We start from the raw sequence: 15,836 nt of genomic DNA, 5'->3' as shown, positions 1-15,836 counted from the left end.
CCTCGGCGAGGGCGAGTCCATCCGATTACAGTGGCCTTGTAGTAATCGCTGAATCCGGGTCCCCGAAACCCGCCAGAATTTGGGGTAGCGGAGGGTCCACGGATCGCGATTCAGGTCACCACCAGCCGATAGTCACTGCTCTGGAAGAACTCCTGCTCCTGTTCCAGATCCGCCTGGGTCAGCGGGTGCTCGGCCAGCCAGCCTTGCGGGAAGCTCAGGGTCACCACCTTGCCGTCGGCGGCCAGGCTTAGCGGCGGCAGTGGCTCGTCGCTGCGCGCATGGTGCAGGCGACAGGCCAGACGCAGCAGCAGGCACAATCGCAGCAGTGGCTCCCGTTCTTCATCGTCCCATTCCGATAGCGCCGACAGCGGCAGTTTGCGACGGTGCCCGCGCACCAGTAGCGCCACCGCCGCCTGTTCCTGACGCGAGAAACCGGGCAGGTCGGCGTTGGCAAGCATGTAGGCGCCGTGCTTGTGGAACTGGCTGTGAGAGACGGTCAGGCCCACTTCATGCAATAACGCCGCCCAGCGCAGGGTATCCAGCAGGGCCTCATCATTCAGCGACCACGCCTCCGCCACCGACCGATGCAACGCCGTCACGGTGTCGTGTACCCGGCGCGCCTGGGCCGGCTCCACCCGATAACGGTCCATTACCGCCTGCACGCTACGCTCGCGCACATCCTCGTGGGTAAAACGCCCCAACAGGTCATAGAGCAACCCTTCGCGCAGGGCACCGGCGGATACCGTCATATGGGTAATGCCCAGCTGCCGGAAGATCCCCAGCAAGATGGCCAGCCCGGAGGCAAAAATCGGCTTGCGGTCCTCGCGCAGGCCTTTCAGGGACAAGGCGTCCACGGAACCGGCTTTCACCGCCTTGCGGGCGATTTTCTCCAGCGCCTCCAAAGTAATGCCCTGATCGGTCAGGCCGCTTTCCTCGCACACCTGGGCAATGGCCTTGATAGTGCCGGAAGCCCCCACCGCCTGGGTCCACCCCATCCGCCGGTAATTGGCCTCGATCGACAGCACTTCCTGGCGGGCGGCGGTGACCGCTCTGGCCATGCCCGACTCGGTGATACGGCCATCGGCGAAGAAGCGCTGGCGAAAACTTACACAGCCCATATGCAGGGACTCGGTTTCCACCGCCTCGAAGCCCTCGCCGATGATCAGCTCACTGGAACCACCGCCAATATCCACCACCAGCCGGCTGCCGCCGTTGGCGGCGAGACTGTGAGCCACACCGAGGTAAATCAGGCGCGCTTCCTCACGGCCGGCCACCACCTCGATGTCATGGCCAAGAACCTGCTCGGCGCGAGCGATAAACGCCTTGGCATTACGCGCCATGCGCAGAGTGTTGGTACCCACCACCCGGACATTACCCCGACGCACCCCGGTGATCCGCTGAGCAAACCGGGCCAGGCACTCCAGTGCCCGCTGCTGGGTTTCTTCATCCAGCCGGTTATCCCTGTCCAGACCGCTGCCCAACTGCACTTTTTCCGAAAGACCTTCCAGCAGGCGTACTTCTCCCTGATCCTGACGCGCCACTACCATATGAAAACTATTGGAGCCCAGATCAATGGCCGCCAGTTGCTCGCCTTGTCGCAAATTGTTCCCTCTCTGCCAAGCTGCGGAAGTGGCCACCGTCACCGGCGCGCCCTGTGAGTTGATTTTCGGCGCCGCAACGGCGCGCCGCAACCAGCAATCGACTCCGCCATAGGGTCCGACTGTCAGCGTAATCGACCCGCACGCTTGAAATCCCGCGTTGCCGGCCCGATAGTATCAATCCCGCGAAACCCTTAAGCAGGAGATATTCATGAGCGGCGAGATTATCAACGTCACCGACGCCGACTTCGAGGACAAGGTCCTCAAGGCGGATGGTCCGGTTCTGGTGGACTACTGGGCACCGTGGTGCGGCCCGTGCAAGATGGTGGCGCCGATCCTGGAAGACCTGTCCAAGGAATACGCCGACAAGCTGACCATCGCCAAGTTGAACATCGACGAGAACCCGGATACCCCGCGCAAATACGGCGTACGGGGCATTCCGACCCTCACCGTGTTCAAAAACGGCGACGTCGAAGCGACCAAAGTGGGCGCGCTGTCCAAGTCCCAGCTCTCCGCTTTCCTGGACAGCACCCTGTAGTACGCTGTCAGTTCCCGGCCAGCCCGTAATCAATTCGTCTCCGATCAGTTTGATTATGGGCTGGACAGGCGCCGACTCACGGTGGTACATTCCAAAACCAGCGTTTTCGCACCCTCAAGCAGGGGATCTCTAATTCATTTGTTCTTGAGTTAAGATTCACCCATGGCCTCGCGTCAGGGGCGGCATCGGTGGGTGATTTTCGGCAGGGGGACATCCCTTCATTACCCATGATTCGACAACGGGCCTGAGCACACCGGCCGGCTGTCCTGATATTTCCCACCGAAACCTCACGAACCAATCAATTAGAGATTTCCACGGCTTTGCCGGCTAAGCGCTCCAGAACGACGTGCCCTCATCGTAGGGACAACGAATCCGATAACCGGACTTTCATAAAACAACACCGTCCCCAGGTGTTTTCCAATCATTCATTCTCTAGACACCCAACACACCAATGAATCTGACCGAACTGAAGCAGAAGCCTATTGGCGAACTCCTGGACATCGCCAAGGAACTGGGCCTGGAAAACCTGGCCCGTACCCGCAAACAAGACGTCATCTTCTCGATTCTGAAGAGAGCCGCCAAAAACGGCTCGGACATTTACGGCGACGGCGTCTTGGAGATTCTTCAGGATGGCTTTGGCTTTCTACGTTCCGCCGAAGGCTCCTATCTGGCGGGACCGGATGACATCTATGTGTCTCCGAGCCAGATTCGCCGCTTCAACCTGCGTACCGGCGATACCATTTCCGGGAAGATCCGGCCTCCCAAGGATGGCGAACGTTATTTCGCCATGCTCAAGGTCAACGAGATCAACTTCGACAAGCCGGAAAACGCCAAGAACAAGATTCTGTTTGAAAACCTGACGCCGCTGTTTCCCACCGAGCGGTTGGTCATGGAAGTGGGCAACGGCTCCACCGAGGACATCACCGCCCGGGTGATCGATCTGGTGGCACCGATCGGCAAAGGCCAACGCGGCCTGATCGTGGCCCCGCCGAAAGCCGGTAAAACCATGCTCCTGCAGAACATCGCCCACTCCATCGCCCGCAACAACCCCGAATCCCACATGATCGTGCTGCTGATCGACGAACGCCCCGAAGAGGTGACGGAGATGTCGCGCACGGTCCGTGGTGAAGTAGTTGCCTCCACCTTTGACGAGCCGCCGGCCCGTCACGTCCAGGTGGCGGAAATGGTGATCGAAAAGGCCAAACGCCTGGTCGAGCACAAGCAGGACGTGATCATCCTGCTGGATTCCATTACTCGTCTGGCGCGTGCCTACAACACCGTGCAGCCCAGCTCCGGCAAGGTTCTGACCGGCGGTGTGGATGCCCACGCCCTGGAGAAACCGAAACGTTTCTTCGGCGCCGCCCGGAACATCGAGGAAGGGGGCAGCCTGACCATTCTCGCCACCGCGCTGGTGGAAACCGGCTCGAAGATGGACGAAGTGATCTACGAGGAGTTCAAGGGCACCGGCAACATGGAACTGCACCTGGATCGCAAGGTATCCGAAAAACGTGTGTTCCCGGCCATCAACATCAGGAAGTCCGGCACCCGTCGCGAAGAGCGGCTGGTCAGCGAAGACGAACTGCAGAAGATGTGGATCCTGCGCAAAGTGCTGCATCCGATGGATGAGATCGGCGCCATGGAATTCCTGTTGGATCGGATGAAACAGACCAAGACCAATCTGGAATTCTTCGAGTCAATGAAGCGCAAATAACCCGCGCTGACCTCGAAAAAGACGGCGAAAGGCCCGTCCCGGATGCCGGAGACGGGCCTTTCGCGTTTTCACACCGGCTTATTTGCCGGCGGTGAGCGTGTTGTAGCTGGTCATCAGATTCCGGTAATCCGGAATATGTTTCGAGAACAACGATCCCAGCCCTTCAACGTCATTACGCCAGTCACGGTGCAATTCGCAGGCGGTACCGAACCAGGTCATCAGTTGCGCACCGGCGGCGGACATCCGATCCCAGGCGGCATCCCGGGTAAGCGGATCGAAGGTACCGGAGGCATCGGTAACCACGAACACTTCGAAGTCCTCCTCCAGTGCCGACAGCGCCGGAAAGGCCACGCACACTTCCGTTACCACACCCGCGATGATCAGTTGCTTCTTGCCGGTGGCTTTCACCGCCTTGACGAAATCCTCGTTATCCCAGGCGTTGATCTGACCCGGCCGGGCGATATACGGCGCATCGGGGAACAATGCTTTCAGCTCCGGGATCAGCGGGCCGTTGGGACCATCCTCGAAGCTGGTGGTCAGAATGGTGGGCAGATTGAAGTACTTGGCCAGGTCCGCCAGTGCCAGCACGTTGTTGTTGAACTTGTCCGGCTCGATGTCCCGAACCAGCGACAACAAGCCCGCCTGATGATCAACCAATAACACGGCGGCATCGTCTTTATTCAAACGGTTGTATTGCTTACCCATGATCAATCTCCTCAATTGGTTTGCCTTGCCCGTTGGGTTATCGCTGCCGACAACCTCGTCGAAGGATCAAGATGTCGCGGATGCGAACATCTTGATGATCATGTTATTAATAGGACTCTGAGTCGTGTAGATAGCAAATTTGCCACTCAGTGTTCTATTAATGGAACGATAACAGGCCTGATTTTGGAAAACCTCAACGACCTCTATTACTACGTGAAAACCGTGGAGCACGGCGGTTTCGCCCCCGCCGGTCGCGCCCTTGGCCTGCCCAAGTCCAAACTCAGCCGGCGTGTGGCGGCGCTGGAGGAACGCCTGGGCGTGCGCCTGTTACACCGCTCCACCCGGCATTTCTCCGTCACGGAGATCGGACGCACCTACTACGATCACTGCAAGGCAATGCTGGTGGAAGCCGAAGCCGCCCAGGACGCCATAGACAGCGTACGCGCCAGTCCCAAAGGCGTCATCCGGCTGACCTGCCCGGTGACCCTGCTGCATGTGCATATCGGCGCCTTCCTGGCGGGCTTCATGACCCGCTACCCGGAAGTCACCGTGCATCTGGAAGCCACCAATCGGCGCGTGGATGTGATCAACGAGGGTATTGATGTGGCGATTCGGGTGCGGCCCCCGCCGCTGGAAGACAGTGATCTGGTGCTGAAGGTGCTCTCGGACCGCCACCCGGCAATGGTGGCCAGCCCGGCAATGGTGGCGCGTCACGGGCTACCGGCAACGCCGGAGGCGCTGAGTGAATGGCCGAGCCTGGCACTGAGCAATCCGCAATCCAGCTATGTCTGGGTTCTGTACGGTCCCAATGAGCACCAGGCCACCGTGCCCCACCATCCCCGCTTCGTCACCACCGACATGATTGCCCTGCGCCGGGCCGCGGTGGCGGGAGTGGGCGTGGTGCAGTTGCCGTTACTGGCCGTGCGCCGGCAGTTGGATGACGGCAGCCTGATTCATCTGCTGCCGGACTGGGCACCGCGCCGGGATATCATCCACGCGGTGTTTCCATCACGACGAGGACTGCTACCGGCGGTACGGACCCTGATCGACGAACTGGCTTTGTTTTACCAGTCCTTCGAGGAACGCTGAACGGACAGCCTGCCCGCTTTTGCCGCACCACAACTCGCGGGCGGGATCAGCGGATAAACAGCCAGTAGAACAGCGCGCCGATCATCACCCATTTGAGAATGTAGTAGAGGCGGCGGTTGCGCTTCTTCAGATCCTTGGCTTTGGCCCGCACCTTGTAGACCACATCGAACACCTTATTCAGCAGGCCGACGCGATCGCCTTCCACATTCTCCGTACTGGTGGCGCGCACCACCACGGTCTTGAAAACCCGGTTGATGGCCGTGGCAAAACGGTAACGCAATGGCCGTTCCACGTCGCAGAACAGGATCAGTCGATCCTGGTCGGTGTTGTTTTCCGCCCAATGGATGAAAGTTTCATCGAACACCACATCTTCACCGTCGTGCCAGACATGCCGTTCACCGTCGACGTAAATCGCGCAGCGGTCGTCGTTGGGGGTCACCAGGCCCAGGTGATAACGCAGGGAACCCGCGAACGGATCACGGTGCCTGCCCAGCTTGGCGCCGGCGGGCAACATGGCGAACATGGCGGCGTTGACGCTGGGCACCTGGTTGACCAGCGCCACCGAACGGGGGCAGAGCGCTTCGGCGGAAGGCTGGGAATCGTCGTACCATTTCAGATAGAAGCGCTTCCAGCCGGTACGGAAAAACGAATGGAACGCCAGGTCATTATCGCTGGCGGCCTGGCGAATATAGCCCTCGTCGAACAGCCTCATGGCCTCGTCGCGGAATACTTCCCAGTTGTCGCGCAGTAAATCCAGATAGGGAAAGGCGGAACGATCCAGCAGCGGCGTGTTTTCCACATCGCTGGTGGCGTATACGAAGCAGTTATAGGGCCCCATGATGGTGGAATGATCCAATAACTGGCGGCTGAATGAATGCCGGATCCGACCGCGGAAGTGCACATAGGTCCCGCACACGATGAAGGTGTACAGCACCAGCATCTTCCCTGACCATAACCATGCCACGAGTCATCCTCCCCTGGGTTGATGGCGGCGCACAGAGCGGTATTGTACCCCCGGACTGTGGCAACATAGTGTTCACATTTTTCTATCACCTTGACCGGAAAAGTAAATCGCCCATGAAATACCGCGATCTGCGCGACTTCATTCAGCAACTGGAACAGCAAGGCGAATTGAAACGGATCAAAGCCGCCGTGGACCCACGCCTGGAAATGACGGAAATCTGCGACCGCACCCTCAAGGCCGGCGGCCCGGCGTTGTTGTTCGAAAACCCCAAAGGCTTTTCCATTCCGGTTTTGGGCAATCTGTTTGGCACCGAGCGCCGGGTGGCACTGGGTATGGGCCGGGATTCCATCGATGAACTGAGAGAATTGGGAGAGTTACTGGCGTTCCTCAAGGAACCGGAGCCGCCCAAGGGATTCCGTGACGCCTGGAGCAAACTGCCGATTTTCCGCAAGGTCCTGAGCATGGGACCGAAGTTGCTGAGCAGCGCGCCCTGCCAGGAACAGGTACTCGAAGGCGGCGACGTGGACCTGTTCCAACTGCCGATCCAGACCTGCTGGCCGGAAGACGCCGGCCCCCTGGTGACCTGGCCGCTGGTGATTACCCGTGGCCCCAACAAGGAGCGTCAGAATCTGGGGATTTACCGCCAGCAACTGATCGGCCGCAACAAACTGATCATGCGCTGGCTGAGCCACCGGGGCGGCGCCCTGGATTTCCAGGAATGGCGTCAGGCCCATCCCGGAGAGCCGTTCCCGGTGGCAGTGGCGCTGGGCGCCGATCCGGCCACCATTCTCGGCGCGGTGACGCCGGTACCGGATACCCTCAGCGAATACGCTTTCGCCGGGCTGCTGCGTGGTGGCAAAACCGAACTGATCAAGGCCATCGGCTCTGACCTGCAGGTTCCCGCCAGCGCCGAGTTCGTGCTGGAAGGGCATATTTATCCCAACGAGTACGCCGACGAGGGCCCCTTCGGCGACCATACCGGCTATTACAATGAAGTGGAGCGCTTCCCGGTCTTCACGGTGGAGCGCATCACTCACCGCCGCGACCCGATCTACCACAGCACCTACACCGGCCGTCCCCCGGATGAGCCGGCGGTACTGGGTCTGGCGATGAACGAGATCTTCGTGCCGATCCTGAAAAAGCAGTTCCCGGAAATCGAGGATTTCTACCTGCCGCCGGAGGGCTGCTCCTATCGCATGGCGGTAGTGACCATGAAGAAGCAGTATCCCGGCCATGCCAAGCGGGTAATGATGGGGGTGTGGTCGTTCCTGCGGCAGTTCATGTACACCAAATTCGTCATTGTCTGCGACGACGACGTCAACGCCCGCGACTGGAAGGACGTGATCTGGGCGATCACCACCCGCATGGACCCGCGACGCGACACCGTGCTGGTGGACAATACCCCCATCGATTATCTGGATTTCGCCTCCCCAGTGGCGGGGCTGGGCTCGAAGATGGGGTTGGACGCCACCAGCAAATGGCCCGGCGAGACCGACAGGGAATGGGGCCGTGCCATTACCATGAGCGAAACCGTGAAGATGCGGGTGGATGAGATCTGGGACAGCCTCGGCATCGACTAGCCGACGGGCTGTGCCGCAAACCGCCCGGTACCGACGAGGACGCGATGATGAGCTGGAGCCCGCAAGACATTCCGGACCAACAATCCCGCACCGCCGTGGTGACCGGCGCCAACAGCGGTATCGGCTTCGAGACCGCCCTGGCACTGGCCGACAAGGGCGCCCGGGTGGTTCTGGCGTGCCGCGACCTGGCCAAGGCGGAGGCCGCCCGGGAACGCATCCATGAGAAGACCGGCGGACGCGGCGAAATACAGATCGTGGAACTGGATCTGGCCAGCCTGGAAAGCGTGCGACGCGCCGCCGATACGCTGCGCGAACGCTATCCCCGGCTGGATTTGCTGATCAACAATGCCGGCGTCATGTGGCTGCGCCAAGGCCGTACCGAGGATGGCTTCGAGCGCCAGTTCGGCGTCAATCACCTCGGCCACTTCGCCTTGACCGGTCTGCTGTTGCCGGCGCTGCGCGACGTGCCGGATTCCCGCATAGTCACTGTCAGCAGCCTGGCTCACAAAGCGGGCCGGCTGCATCTGGATAACCTGCAACTGGACGGCCGCTATGGCCGGCAGCGAGCTTATGCTCAAGCCAAGCTGGCCAATCTGTTGTTCTCCCTGGAACTGGAAAGGCGACTGCGCGCGGCGGAGGCCTCGACGCTCTCCCTGGCCTGCCACCCAGGCTTCGCCAATACCAATCTGGCGGAATCTGGTGTTGCCCGGGAAAGCCCGTTCGGGGTCGGCTATATCGCCCGCTGGCTGTGGCCCTTCTTCACCCAGAACACCGCTCGCGGCGCCGCGCCCACCCTCTATGCCGCCACTAGTCCGCAGGTGCAGGGCGGCGGTTATTACGGCCCCGCTTACCTTAAGGAGGCGGTGGGCCCGCCGACGCTGGTGCACCCCAGCCGCCGCGCCCGTGACGCCGACGACGCGGCGCGCCTGTGGGAGCAATCCGAAGCGCTTACCGGCGTCCGCTATCCCTGATCATCCCGCCGCGATTTTCTGGTGCTGGCTTCTTTTTTTCTTTTTGTGGTACGTTGGTGCCATAAAAAGAAAATCAAGGATCCAACATGCTGCCAACACTGCCGCGGCGCGCCCTGCTGAAGGCCTTGCTCGTCACCGCCGGCGCCGCCATTCTGCCGTTGTCCGCCCGCGGCCGCGCCGAACAGCCCCCATCCTGGAATAACTGGTCCGGCAACCAGAGCGCCACGCCGAAGCAACTTCTCTATCCCGCCGCCGAAAATCAGCTGGCCGATCTGTTGCGCCAAAGCAGCGGCACCGTACGAGCGTTCGGCGGCAGCCACTCTTTCAGCCCCATTGTTCCCACCGATGACACCCTGCTGTCCCTGGAAGCCCTTAACGGCCTGCGCGGTCAGGACGACAATGGCCATCTGACCTTCGGCGCCGGCACCCGGCTGGGCGCGGCGTCCGCCCAGGCCTGGCAGGTCGGCCGCAGCTTCCGCAACGAGCCGGATATCAACCTGCAGTCCCTGGCCGGCGCCATCGCCACCGGCACCCACGGCACCGGCATCACCCTGCCCTGCCTCAGCGCCCAGGTAGGAGCACTGCGGGTCGTGCGCCCGGATGGCGAAGCGGTGTCCCTGACCGCCGGTGACGGCGACGCTTTTCAAGCCGCCTGCTGCGGTCTCGGCGCCCTCGGGGTGGCGACCCAGGTGACGTTGCGCGGCGACCCGGCCTACCGTCTGCGAGAACACACCTGGACCCTGCCGCTGGACGAAGCCATCGACTTTGTCGGCGCCAACCGGGACCGCTATCGCAATATTGAGTTTTTCGCCTTTCCGCTCGGTCGCACCGCCATCGTCAAAACCATGGAGCTCACCGATCAGGAAGACCAGCCGCTGATCCAGGACGACAGCAATGATTTGTTGGAAATGGTCTGTGAACTGAGCCTGCGCGCGCCCTGGCTCACCGCCACCCTGCAAAAGCTGGTGACCCTGTTCGTCAGTGACCAGGTGCGAAACGGACCGGCCCACCGCATTTACGCCAATCGCCGCACGGTCCGCTTCAATGAGATGGAATACACAGTGCCCGCCGATGATGGCCTGGACTGCCTGCGCGAGGTCTGTGAGCGGATCCGTGATCAGGACATCAACGTGTTCTTTCCGATCGAATACCGCTACACCGCCGCCGACGACACCCTGCTGTCCATGTTCAGCGAACGTGCCGGCGCCAGCATTTCCGTGCACCAATACTACAAACAGGACTACCGGCCGCTGTTCGACGCGGTGGAACCGATCTTTCAGCGCTTCGCCGGGCGGCCCCACTGGGGCAAGTTGCACAGCCTCGACGCGACCCGTCTGCGCCCCCTTTACCCGCGCTTCGACGATTTCCTGGCGTTGCGTCGTGAGTTCGACCCCGAAGGCAGAATGCTCAATCCCTATCTGCGCCGGGTATTGGGAATCGAAACCGGAGGCCGCCCATGAAACGACGTCATTTCCTGCTTGCCCTGGCCGGCGGCGCGGCGCTGGCCTGGTGGCTCAAGCCCGATGATCAAGGCCACCCCCATGCGCCCTACTTTCAGACGCTCAACGATACCCTGCGCGAAGGCCCGGGGCGGCCGCTGCTATTGATTGACCGGAAACGGCTGGCCGCCAACTGCGCGCAACTGGTGGCCGGACTGCCGGCGGGCCGCCACTACCGCATCGTTGCCAAGTCTCTGCCCAGTGTCCCGCTGGTACGCGAAGTCATGGCGCTGACCGGAACACGTCGGGTGATGGTGTTTCACCAACCGTTCATCACCGCCATGGCGGCGGCGGAGCCGGACTGCGATCTGCTGCTGGGCAAGCCGATGCCCGTAAGCGCCGCCGCTCTGTTTTACCAGATGTTGCCCGAAAACGGCTTTGATCCGGACCGGCAACTGCAATGGCTGATCGACAGTAGCGAGCGCCTCCAACAGTACCTCGCCCTGGCCCGGCGCCTGAACCGACGGCTGCTGATCAATGTGGAAATCGACGTGGGGCTGCATCGTGGCGGCCTCACCGAAGCCGAACAACTGGACGAGCTGCTGGCGTTGATCCACGCCCATCCCGAACACCTGGCCTTCAGCGGCTTCATGGGTTACGACGCTCAGGTGGGTAAACTGCCCGGCTGGATCGAGGACCGCGACACCAGTCTGCGCAAGTCCCAGGATCGTTATCGTGCTTTCATCGAGCGTCTGTATCGGTTGGAACCGGCCTACCGAAAACAATCGCTGACCTTCAACGGCGCCGGCAGTCCGACGCTGCGCCTGCACGGTGACGACACGCCGTTGAACGAACTGGCCGCCGGTTCCTGTCTGCTCAAGCCCACCGACTTCGACCTGGATACCCTGGAGGACTTCCAGCCCGCCACCTTCATCGCCGCTCCGGTTCTGAAAAGACTACCGGGGCTGCAATTGCCGGGGCCGCTGCCCCTCGGCGAAATCTGGTCCTGGTGGGATCCGAACCGGCGCCAAACCTATTTCATCTACGGCGGCGCCTGGAAAGCCGAGCCCGCCTCCCCGCAAGGCATCCGCGCCAATCCGGTGTATGGCATCAGCACCAATCAGATGATGTTCAACGGCGCTCCCGCCACCGCCCTGCGCGAGGACGACCAGATCTTTTTCCGTCCCACCCAGAGCGAGTTCGTATTGCTGCAATTCGGTGACCTGGCGGTTATCGAACAAGGCCGGGTACACGCCTGGTGGCCGCCCTTCCCGCAACAGCCGGAAACCGCTCCGGTTGCGGCAAGGACGGGCGCGGCAGACGCCACGTAAGCACAGCGGGCAGCGGCTGATCGGCCTTCATCTGGTCCGCATAATCCATCAGCAACCGCCCTCTGAGCGGCGCGCCCAACTGGCACCAGGTCACACCCAGATTGAACACGGTGTTGGCGTCATCCCGGTTCCATACCAACGCGCGCTGAAAACGGCACAGAGCGCGGGGCCAGTCCCCGCACTGTGCCCAATAGATGCCCTCTATGCTGCACAGAGCCGCGCTCTCCGGGTAACTCTGCCGCAACCATTGCAACTCTTCTTCGGCCTGTTGCCAGACCCCGCCATCGATCAGGCCGCGCAGGCGCAGCGCGTGTTCGCATCGCACACTCATGAGGACGCTCCTCCGCGTTGGGCCAGCCCGTGCCAATCGACCCGGCGAGTCAGAATCATCACTGCCGCCAGCGCAGCGAACAGCAACAACGACCCCATCAACAGCGCGTAGTCCTCAGCCATCAGGATGCCGAACAACAACCCCAGCACGACCAACTGCGCCAGAGCGAATCCCCAGCCCGCCAGTTTCGACTTCAGCACCGCGCTCAGGTACACCCCGATCAACCCCACGCAGGCCACCGCGCCCGATACATAGGCCCAGACAAAGTCCACGTGCTCGCCCAGCGCCACCAGCAGCAGGTAAAACATCGCCAGCGCCAGCCCCACCAGCAAATACTGCATCGGGTGCATGGCCACCCGGCGCATCACTTCGAACAGGAAGAAGGCGGCGAACGTCAGTCCAACAATCAGAAAGCTGTACTTCAAGGCCCGTTCACTGGAAAGCAGACCGGTGACCGGCTGCACCAGGTCAACGCGCAAAAGCTGGCTGTCATCCCTGCAATGACCATCGCTTTGCAGGCAGTCGATGGCGCTGGAAGCCGCCAGGCTGTTGGTCTGCCAGCGACCGATGAAACCGTCCTCGCTGACCTCCCGTTCCGCCGGCAGCATCAATCCGGAGAAGCTCGGATGTGGCCAGTCGCCACGCAGGGTCATGCGGGTTTCCTTGGCCATCGGCAACGCCGCCAGGCTGGTGCTGCCGTTCAGGTTCAAACGCAGACGGACCGTGAAGGGGCCGGACAAATCCTCCGGCAAAGGCGCCGCCACCACACCGCCGCCTTGCAGCACGGAAGGCATCGACGCCGGCTCCACCAACGGCAACGTGCGCTCGCCGATACGCAACACCGGCCGCTCCACCAGGCCGCGCAGGTCGCCAACCCGAAACACCAGCAGCGGCGTGCCGGACGACACGATAGAGGAATCCGCTTTGGCGGCCTGCAGCCATTCCGCCGGGAAACGCGCCTCCAGTTCAATCACGCTCTGATACACCGGTGTACCGTAAATGCCACGGTACAGCATGCGGCTTTGCAGATTGCCCTCGATATCCAGGGTATCCGGCAGATAACGATCCAGGTCACGGCGCAGCTTGCGGCGCGGGCTCACCGCTTCTTCCTCGGTGGCATCGCGGGTGCTCTCCGTCGCCCAGTACTCGCGCACGCGCGGCACCATCAACAGCGGCCCGACCAACGTCTGTTCCTTGGCGAATTGGTTGCTGATTTCGTAGCTCACCAGCCGCGCGCGGTTCTGGCGCTCATCGATTTTCACCTGAATCATCAACAGCGGACCGACCAGCACCAGCATCAGGCCGCAGATCATCAGGATTTTCCGTAGTGGACTGTAAGAAGCCATGGGTCACTCCCCTCTTTGGAGTGCCCAGCTTGCCCGCGCCGTTTGAGAGGAGTGTGGGGGTTTTGTGAGGAAGCGGCGCTTAAGTGACCCCCGATCTCATGCTTGCTACCCCAGGCACAACCGCACCCGCACGCCCTGCTCCAGGTTTTCCACCTGCAACCAGCCGCCGTGCAGCTCACCGATTTCTTCCACCATGGCCAGTCCGAGCCCGGAGCTTTTTTCCTCCCCCGGCGCCGGCAGCGAGTAAAATCGCTCGGTGACCCGGGCCAGCGCGTAGTCCGGAATACACGGCCCCCGATTGCTGACGTCGATACCCTGCAGGCCCTCCTCCCGCCAGCCGCCGACGTCGATGGTGGAACCCGGTTCGGCGAACCGCAGGGCATTGTCGAGCAGATTGAACAGGGCCAGACGGGTAGTATCCGGTTCCACCCGCAATACCGGCTCGCCGCTCAACGCCACACTCAGCCGTTTCTCATCCAACAGCACCTGGCGGCTGAGCTGCCATTCCTCCAGCAACGACGCCAACCGCTGCTGTTCCCGGGGCGGCAGACTTTCCAGTTTTTCCAGCCGCGCCAGCGCCAGCATGCGATCCAGCAAATCGCTGAGCCGCTGACTCTCGTGCACCACATTTCCGGTCAGCCGGCTCAGAGCGGGTTCGCTCACCTCCTCGGCCAGAATCTCCCCGGCCCCCCGAATGGCCGCCAGCGGACTCTTCATTTCGTGGGTCAGCATGGTGATGTGATTCTCCAGTCGCGCCCGTTCCTCCAGGCGGCGGCGCATGGCGGTGACGGCATCGGCCAGTTCGCGAATCTCATCATGCACACGGAAACGGGGCGGCGATGGCCTGCGCCCATCGGCCACCGCCAGGGCATAGCCGCGCAGCCGCCCGACCCGGTGGCTGATCCACCAGGCCAGACCGATACCCAGCAACAGACAGGCAACCAGCGCCTGCCAGCCGTAACCAATCAGACGCTGCTCCGCCTGCTCGATGAACGGCTCGATGGCCGCCCCCGGCTTGCCCAGGGTCACCACACCGATCAGCGTCCCGTCATGGCGCACCGGCGCCGCCACATACAACACCGAGGACGCCGGGTCATTAGGGTCGGTGCGAGTGGTGCGAGCGCCATATTTGCCCTGCAAGGTCAGGTGCACATCGTTCCAGCGGGAAAAATCCTTACCTTCGTTCTCGCCGCGCGAGTCAAACAGAACGATGCCATCGGCGCTGGTGATATAGATGTGGGTATCGATGCGATTTTTGCTCAATCCCCAGATCTTGGCACCCGGCAGCCGCTGAGCGTACCGCCTCAGCGCCGAGCGCAGCGCCGGGGTAACCGCCAGTTCGTCCCCCCGGGTATCCATGGCGATCACCTCCGCCAGCAGATTGGCGGCGTCCACCAGGGTTTCCTCCGCGGACTGGCGCACCAGCGGCTGGGCCTCATCCAGCACCAGATCCATGGTGAACCAGCTCACCAGCCCCATGATCAGGAAGAAGATCAGCAGGAACTGACCGCTGAGTTTCATGGCCGCTCCAGCACGTAGCCGAGACCGCGCCGGGTGACGATCCAGGCGTCCCCGCCCAGCGGTCGCAGCTTGCCGCGCAGAGTCTTGATATGGGTATCCACGGCCCGCTCGAAGCTGTCCTCGTCACTGCCACAGATATCCAGCAGCCGGGCGCGGCTGAACACCTGGCCCGGATGTTTCACCAGCGCTTCGAGAATAAGGAATTCAGAGCGCGTCAACGACAGCGCCTGATCCCGAAACCAGGCCTTTGCGGCCTGCTCGTCCACCCGCCATTCCCTTCCTTCCGCCACGGGCGCCGGCGTGCCTTTATCCAGACGCTTGAGAATGGCACGGATGCGCGCCACCACTTCGCGCGGACTGAAAGGCTTGGTGACGTAGTCGTCACCACCCAGTTCCAGACCGAGAATGCGATCCACCTCATCCTGGCGGGCAGTGAGGAACAACACCGGCACTTCGCTGGAACGGCGTAATTGTTTGAGAACCTCGAAGCCATTGAGATCCGGCAGCCCCACGTCCAGCACCACCAGCGCCGGGCTGTCGCCGTCCAACCGCGCCAAGGCCTGTTCACCACGTTCCACATGGGTGACCTGAAAATGCTCCCGCTGCAAAGCGAAGATCAGCGGCTCCGCCACCCGAGGCTCATCATCGACAATCAAAATGTGTTCCGTCACCGGGCACCCCCTTCTCTGGATCGCGCCCATCATACCACCGA

Annotated in this window: 14 protein-coding genes; 7 read left to right on the top strand and 7 right to left on the bottom strand. The window is 61.9% G+C overall.

Annotated elements, in window-relative coordinates:
- Positions 1-110 precede the first annotated feature (110 nt).
- On the bottom strand, positions 111-1,601 hold the full coding sequence (ppx, locus tag MA04_RS20115; RefSeq protein ID WP_262462475.1) for an exopolyphosphatase: 1,491 nt from the start codon (positions 1,599-1,601) through the stop codon (positions 111-113).
- A 208-nt stretch (positions 1,602-1,809) separates the two neighbouring features.
- On the opposite strand from ppx, the gene trxA reads away from it, so the two are divergent.
- Both trxA and rho read left to right on the top strand, forming a co-directional pair.
- Positions 1,810-2,136 (top strand): thioredoxin TrxA, encoded by a 327-nt coding sequence (gene trxA, locus MA04_RS20110; protein ID WP_014996354.1) that lies wholly within the window; start codon positions 1,810-1,812, stop codon positions 2,134-2,136.
- 451 nt (positions 2,137-2,587) lie between these two features.
- Positions 2,588-3,847 (top strand): transcription termination factor Rho, encoded by a 1,260-nt coding sequence (gene rho / locus MA04_RS20105; protein WP_014996355.1) that lies wholly within the window; start codon positions 2,588-2,590, stop codon positions 3,845-3,847.
- Positions 3,848-3,925: 78 nt separating this feature from the next.
- On the opposite strand, the gene ycaC is transcribed toward rho, so the two are convergent.
- Entirely contained in the window at positions 3,926-4,552 is a 627-nt protein-coding gene (ycaC, locus tag MA04_RS20100; protein WP_262462473.1) for an isochorismate family cysteine hydrolase YcaC, read from the bottom strand.
- Positions 4,553-4,735: 183 nt separating this feature from the next.
- On the opposite strand from ycaC, the gene MA04_RS20095 reads away from it, so the two are divergent.
- Positions 4,736-5,641, top strand: a complete 906-nt coding sequence (locus MA04_RS20095; RefSeq protein ID WP_262462471.1) for a LysR family transcriptional regulator — start codon at positions 4,736-4,738, stop codon at positions 5,639-5,641.
- A gap of 46 nt (positions 5,642-5,687) precedes the next feature.
- On the opposite strand, the gene MA04_RS20090 is transcribed toward MA04_RS20095, so the two are convergent.
- Positions 5,688-6,605, bottom strand: coding sequence for an aspartyl/asparaginyl beta-hydroxylase domain-containing protein (locus MA04_RS20090; RefSeq protein WP_262462469.1), 918 nt, complete (start codon positions 6,603-6,605; stop codon positions 5,688-5,690).
- Positions 6,606-6,718: 113 nt separating this feature from the next.
- Here MA04_RS20090 and ubiD point away from each other — a divergent pair, with 113 nt between their 5' ends.
- The 4 genes from ubiD (at position 6,719) to MA04_RS20070 (ending at position 11,926) form a co-directional block, all read left to right on the top strand.
- A complete protein-coding gene (gene ubiD / locus MA04_RS20085; RefSeq protein WP_262462468.1) occupies positions 6,719-8,185 on the top strand; it encodes a 4-hydroxy-3-polyprenylbenzoate decarboxylase in 1,467 nt (488 codons plus the stop codon).
- A gap of 44 nt (positions 8,186-8,229) precedes the next feature.
- On the top strand, positions 8,230-9,156 hold the full coding sequence (locus tag MA04_RS20080; protein ID WP_262462467.1) for an oxidoreductase: 927 nt from the start codon (positions 8,230-8,232) through the stop codon (positions 9,154-9,156).
- Positions 9,157-9,242: 86 nt separating this feature from the next.
- A complete protein-coding gene (locus tag MA04_RS20075) occupies positions 9,243-10,616 on the top strand; it encodes a D-arabinono-1,4-lactone oxidase (protein WP_262462466.1) in 1,374 nt (457 codons plus the stop codon).
- Entirely contained in the window at positions 10,613-11,926 is a 1,314-nt protein-coding gene (locus MA04_RS20070) for an alanine racemase (protein WP_262462464.1), read from the top strand. The genes MA04_RS20075 and MA04_RS20070 overlap by 4 nt, the downstream gene beginning before the upstream one ends.
- Here the strand turns inward: MA04_RS20070 and MA04_RS20065 are convergent.
- From MA04_RS20065 to creB, 4 genes are all read right to left on the bottom strand, one after another.
- Complete coding sequence (locus MA04_RS20065) at positions 11,826-12,257, bottom strand: hypothetical protein (RefSeq protein ID WP_262462462.1); 432 nt, start codon at positions 12,255-12,257, stop codon at positions 11,826-11,828. The genes MA04_RS20070 and MA04_RS20065 overlap by 101 nt on opposite strands.
- Positions 12,254-13,603, bottom strand: a complete 1,350-nt coding sequence (gene creD, locus MA04_RS20060; protein ID WP_262462459.1) for a cell envelope integrity protein CreD — start codon at positions 13,601-13,603, stop codon at positions 12,254-12,256. The genes MA04_RS20065 and creD overlap by 4 nt, the downstream gene beginning before the upstream one ends.
- 105 nt (positions 13,604-13,708) lie before the next feature.
- On the bottom strand, positions 13,709-15,124 hold the full coding sequence (gene creC, locus MA04_RS20055; protein WP_055100495.1) for a two-component system sensor histidine kinase CreC: 1,416 nt from the start codon (positions 15,122-15,124) through the stop codon (positions 13,709-13,711).
- Positions 15,121-15,795 carry a two-component system response regulator CreB gene (gene creB, locus MA04_RS20050; RefSeq protein ID WP_240342656.1) on the bottom strand — a complete coding sequence of 225 codons (675 nt, stop codon included), beginning with the start codon at positions 15,793-15,795 and terminating at the stop codon, positions 15,121-15,123. The genes creC and creB overlap by 4 nt, the downstream gene beginning before the upstream one ends.
- Positions 15,796-15,836 lie beyond the last annotated feature (41 nt).

The organism is Alloalcanivorax balearicus MACL04 (assembly GCF_025532145.1).
Taxonomy (GTDB): Bacteria; Pseudomonadota; Gammaproteobacteria; order Pseudomonadales; family Alcanivoracaceae; genus Alloalcanivorax; species Alloalcanivorax balearicus.
Note: the sequence above shows the minus strand (reverse complement) of the source record. Positions and strands in the feature narration are given on the sequence as shown.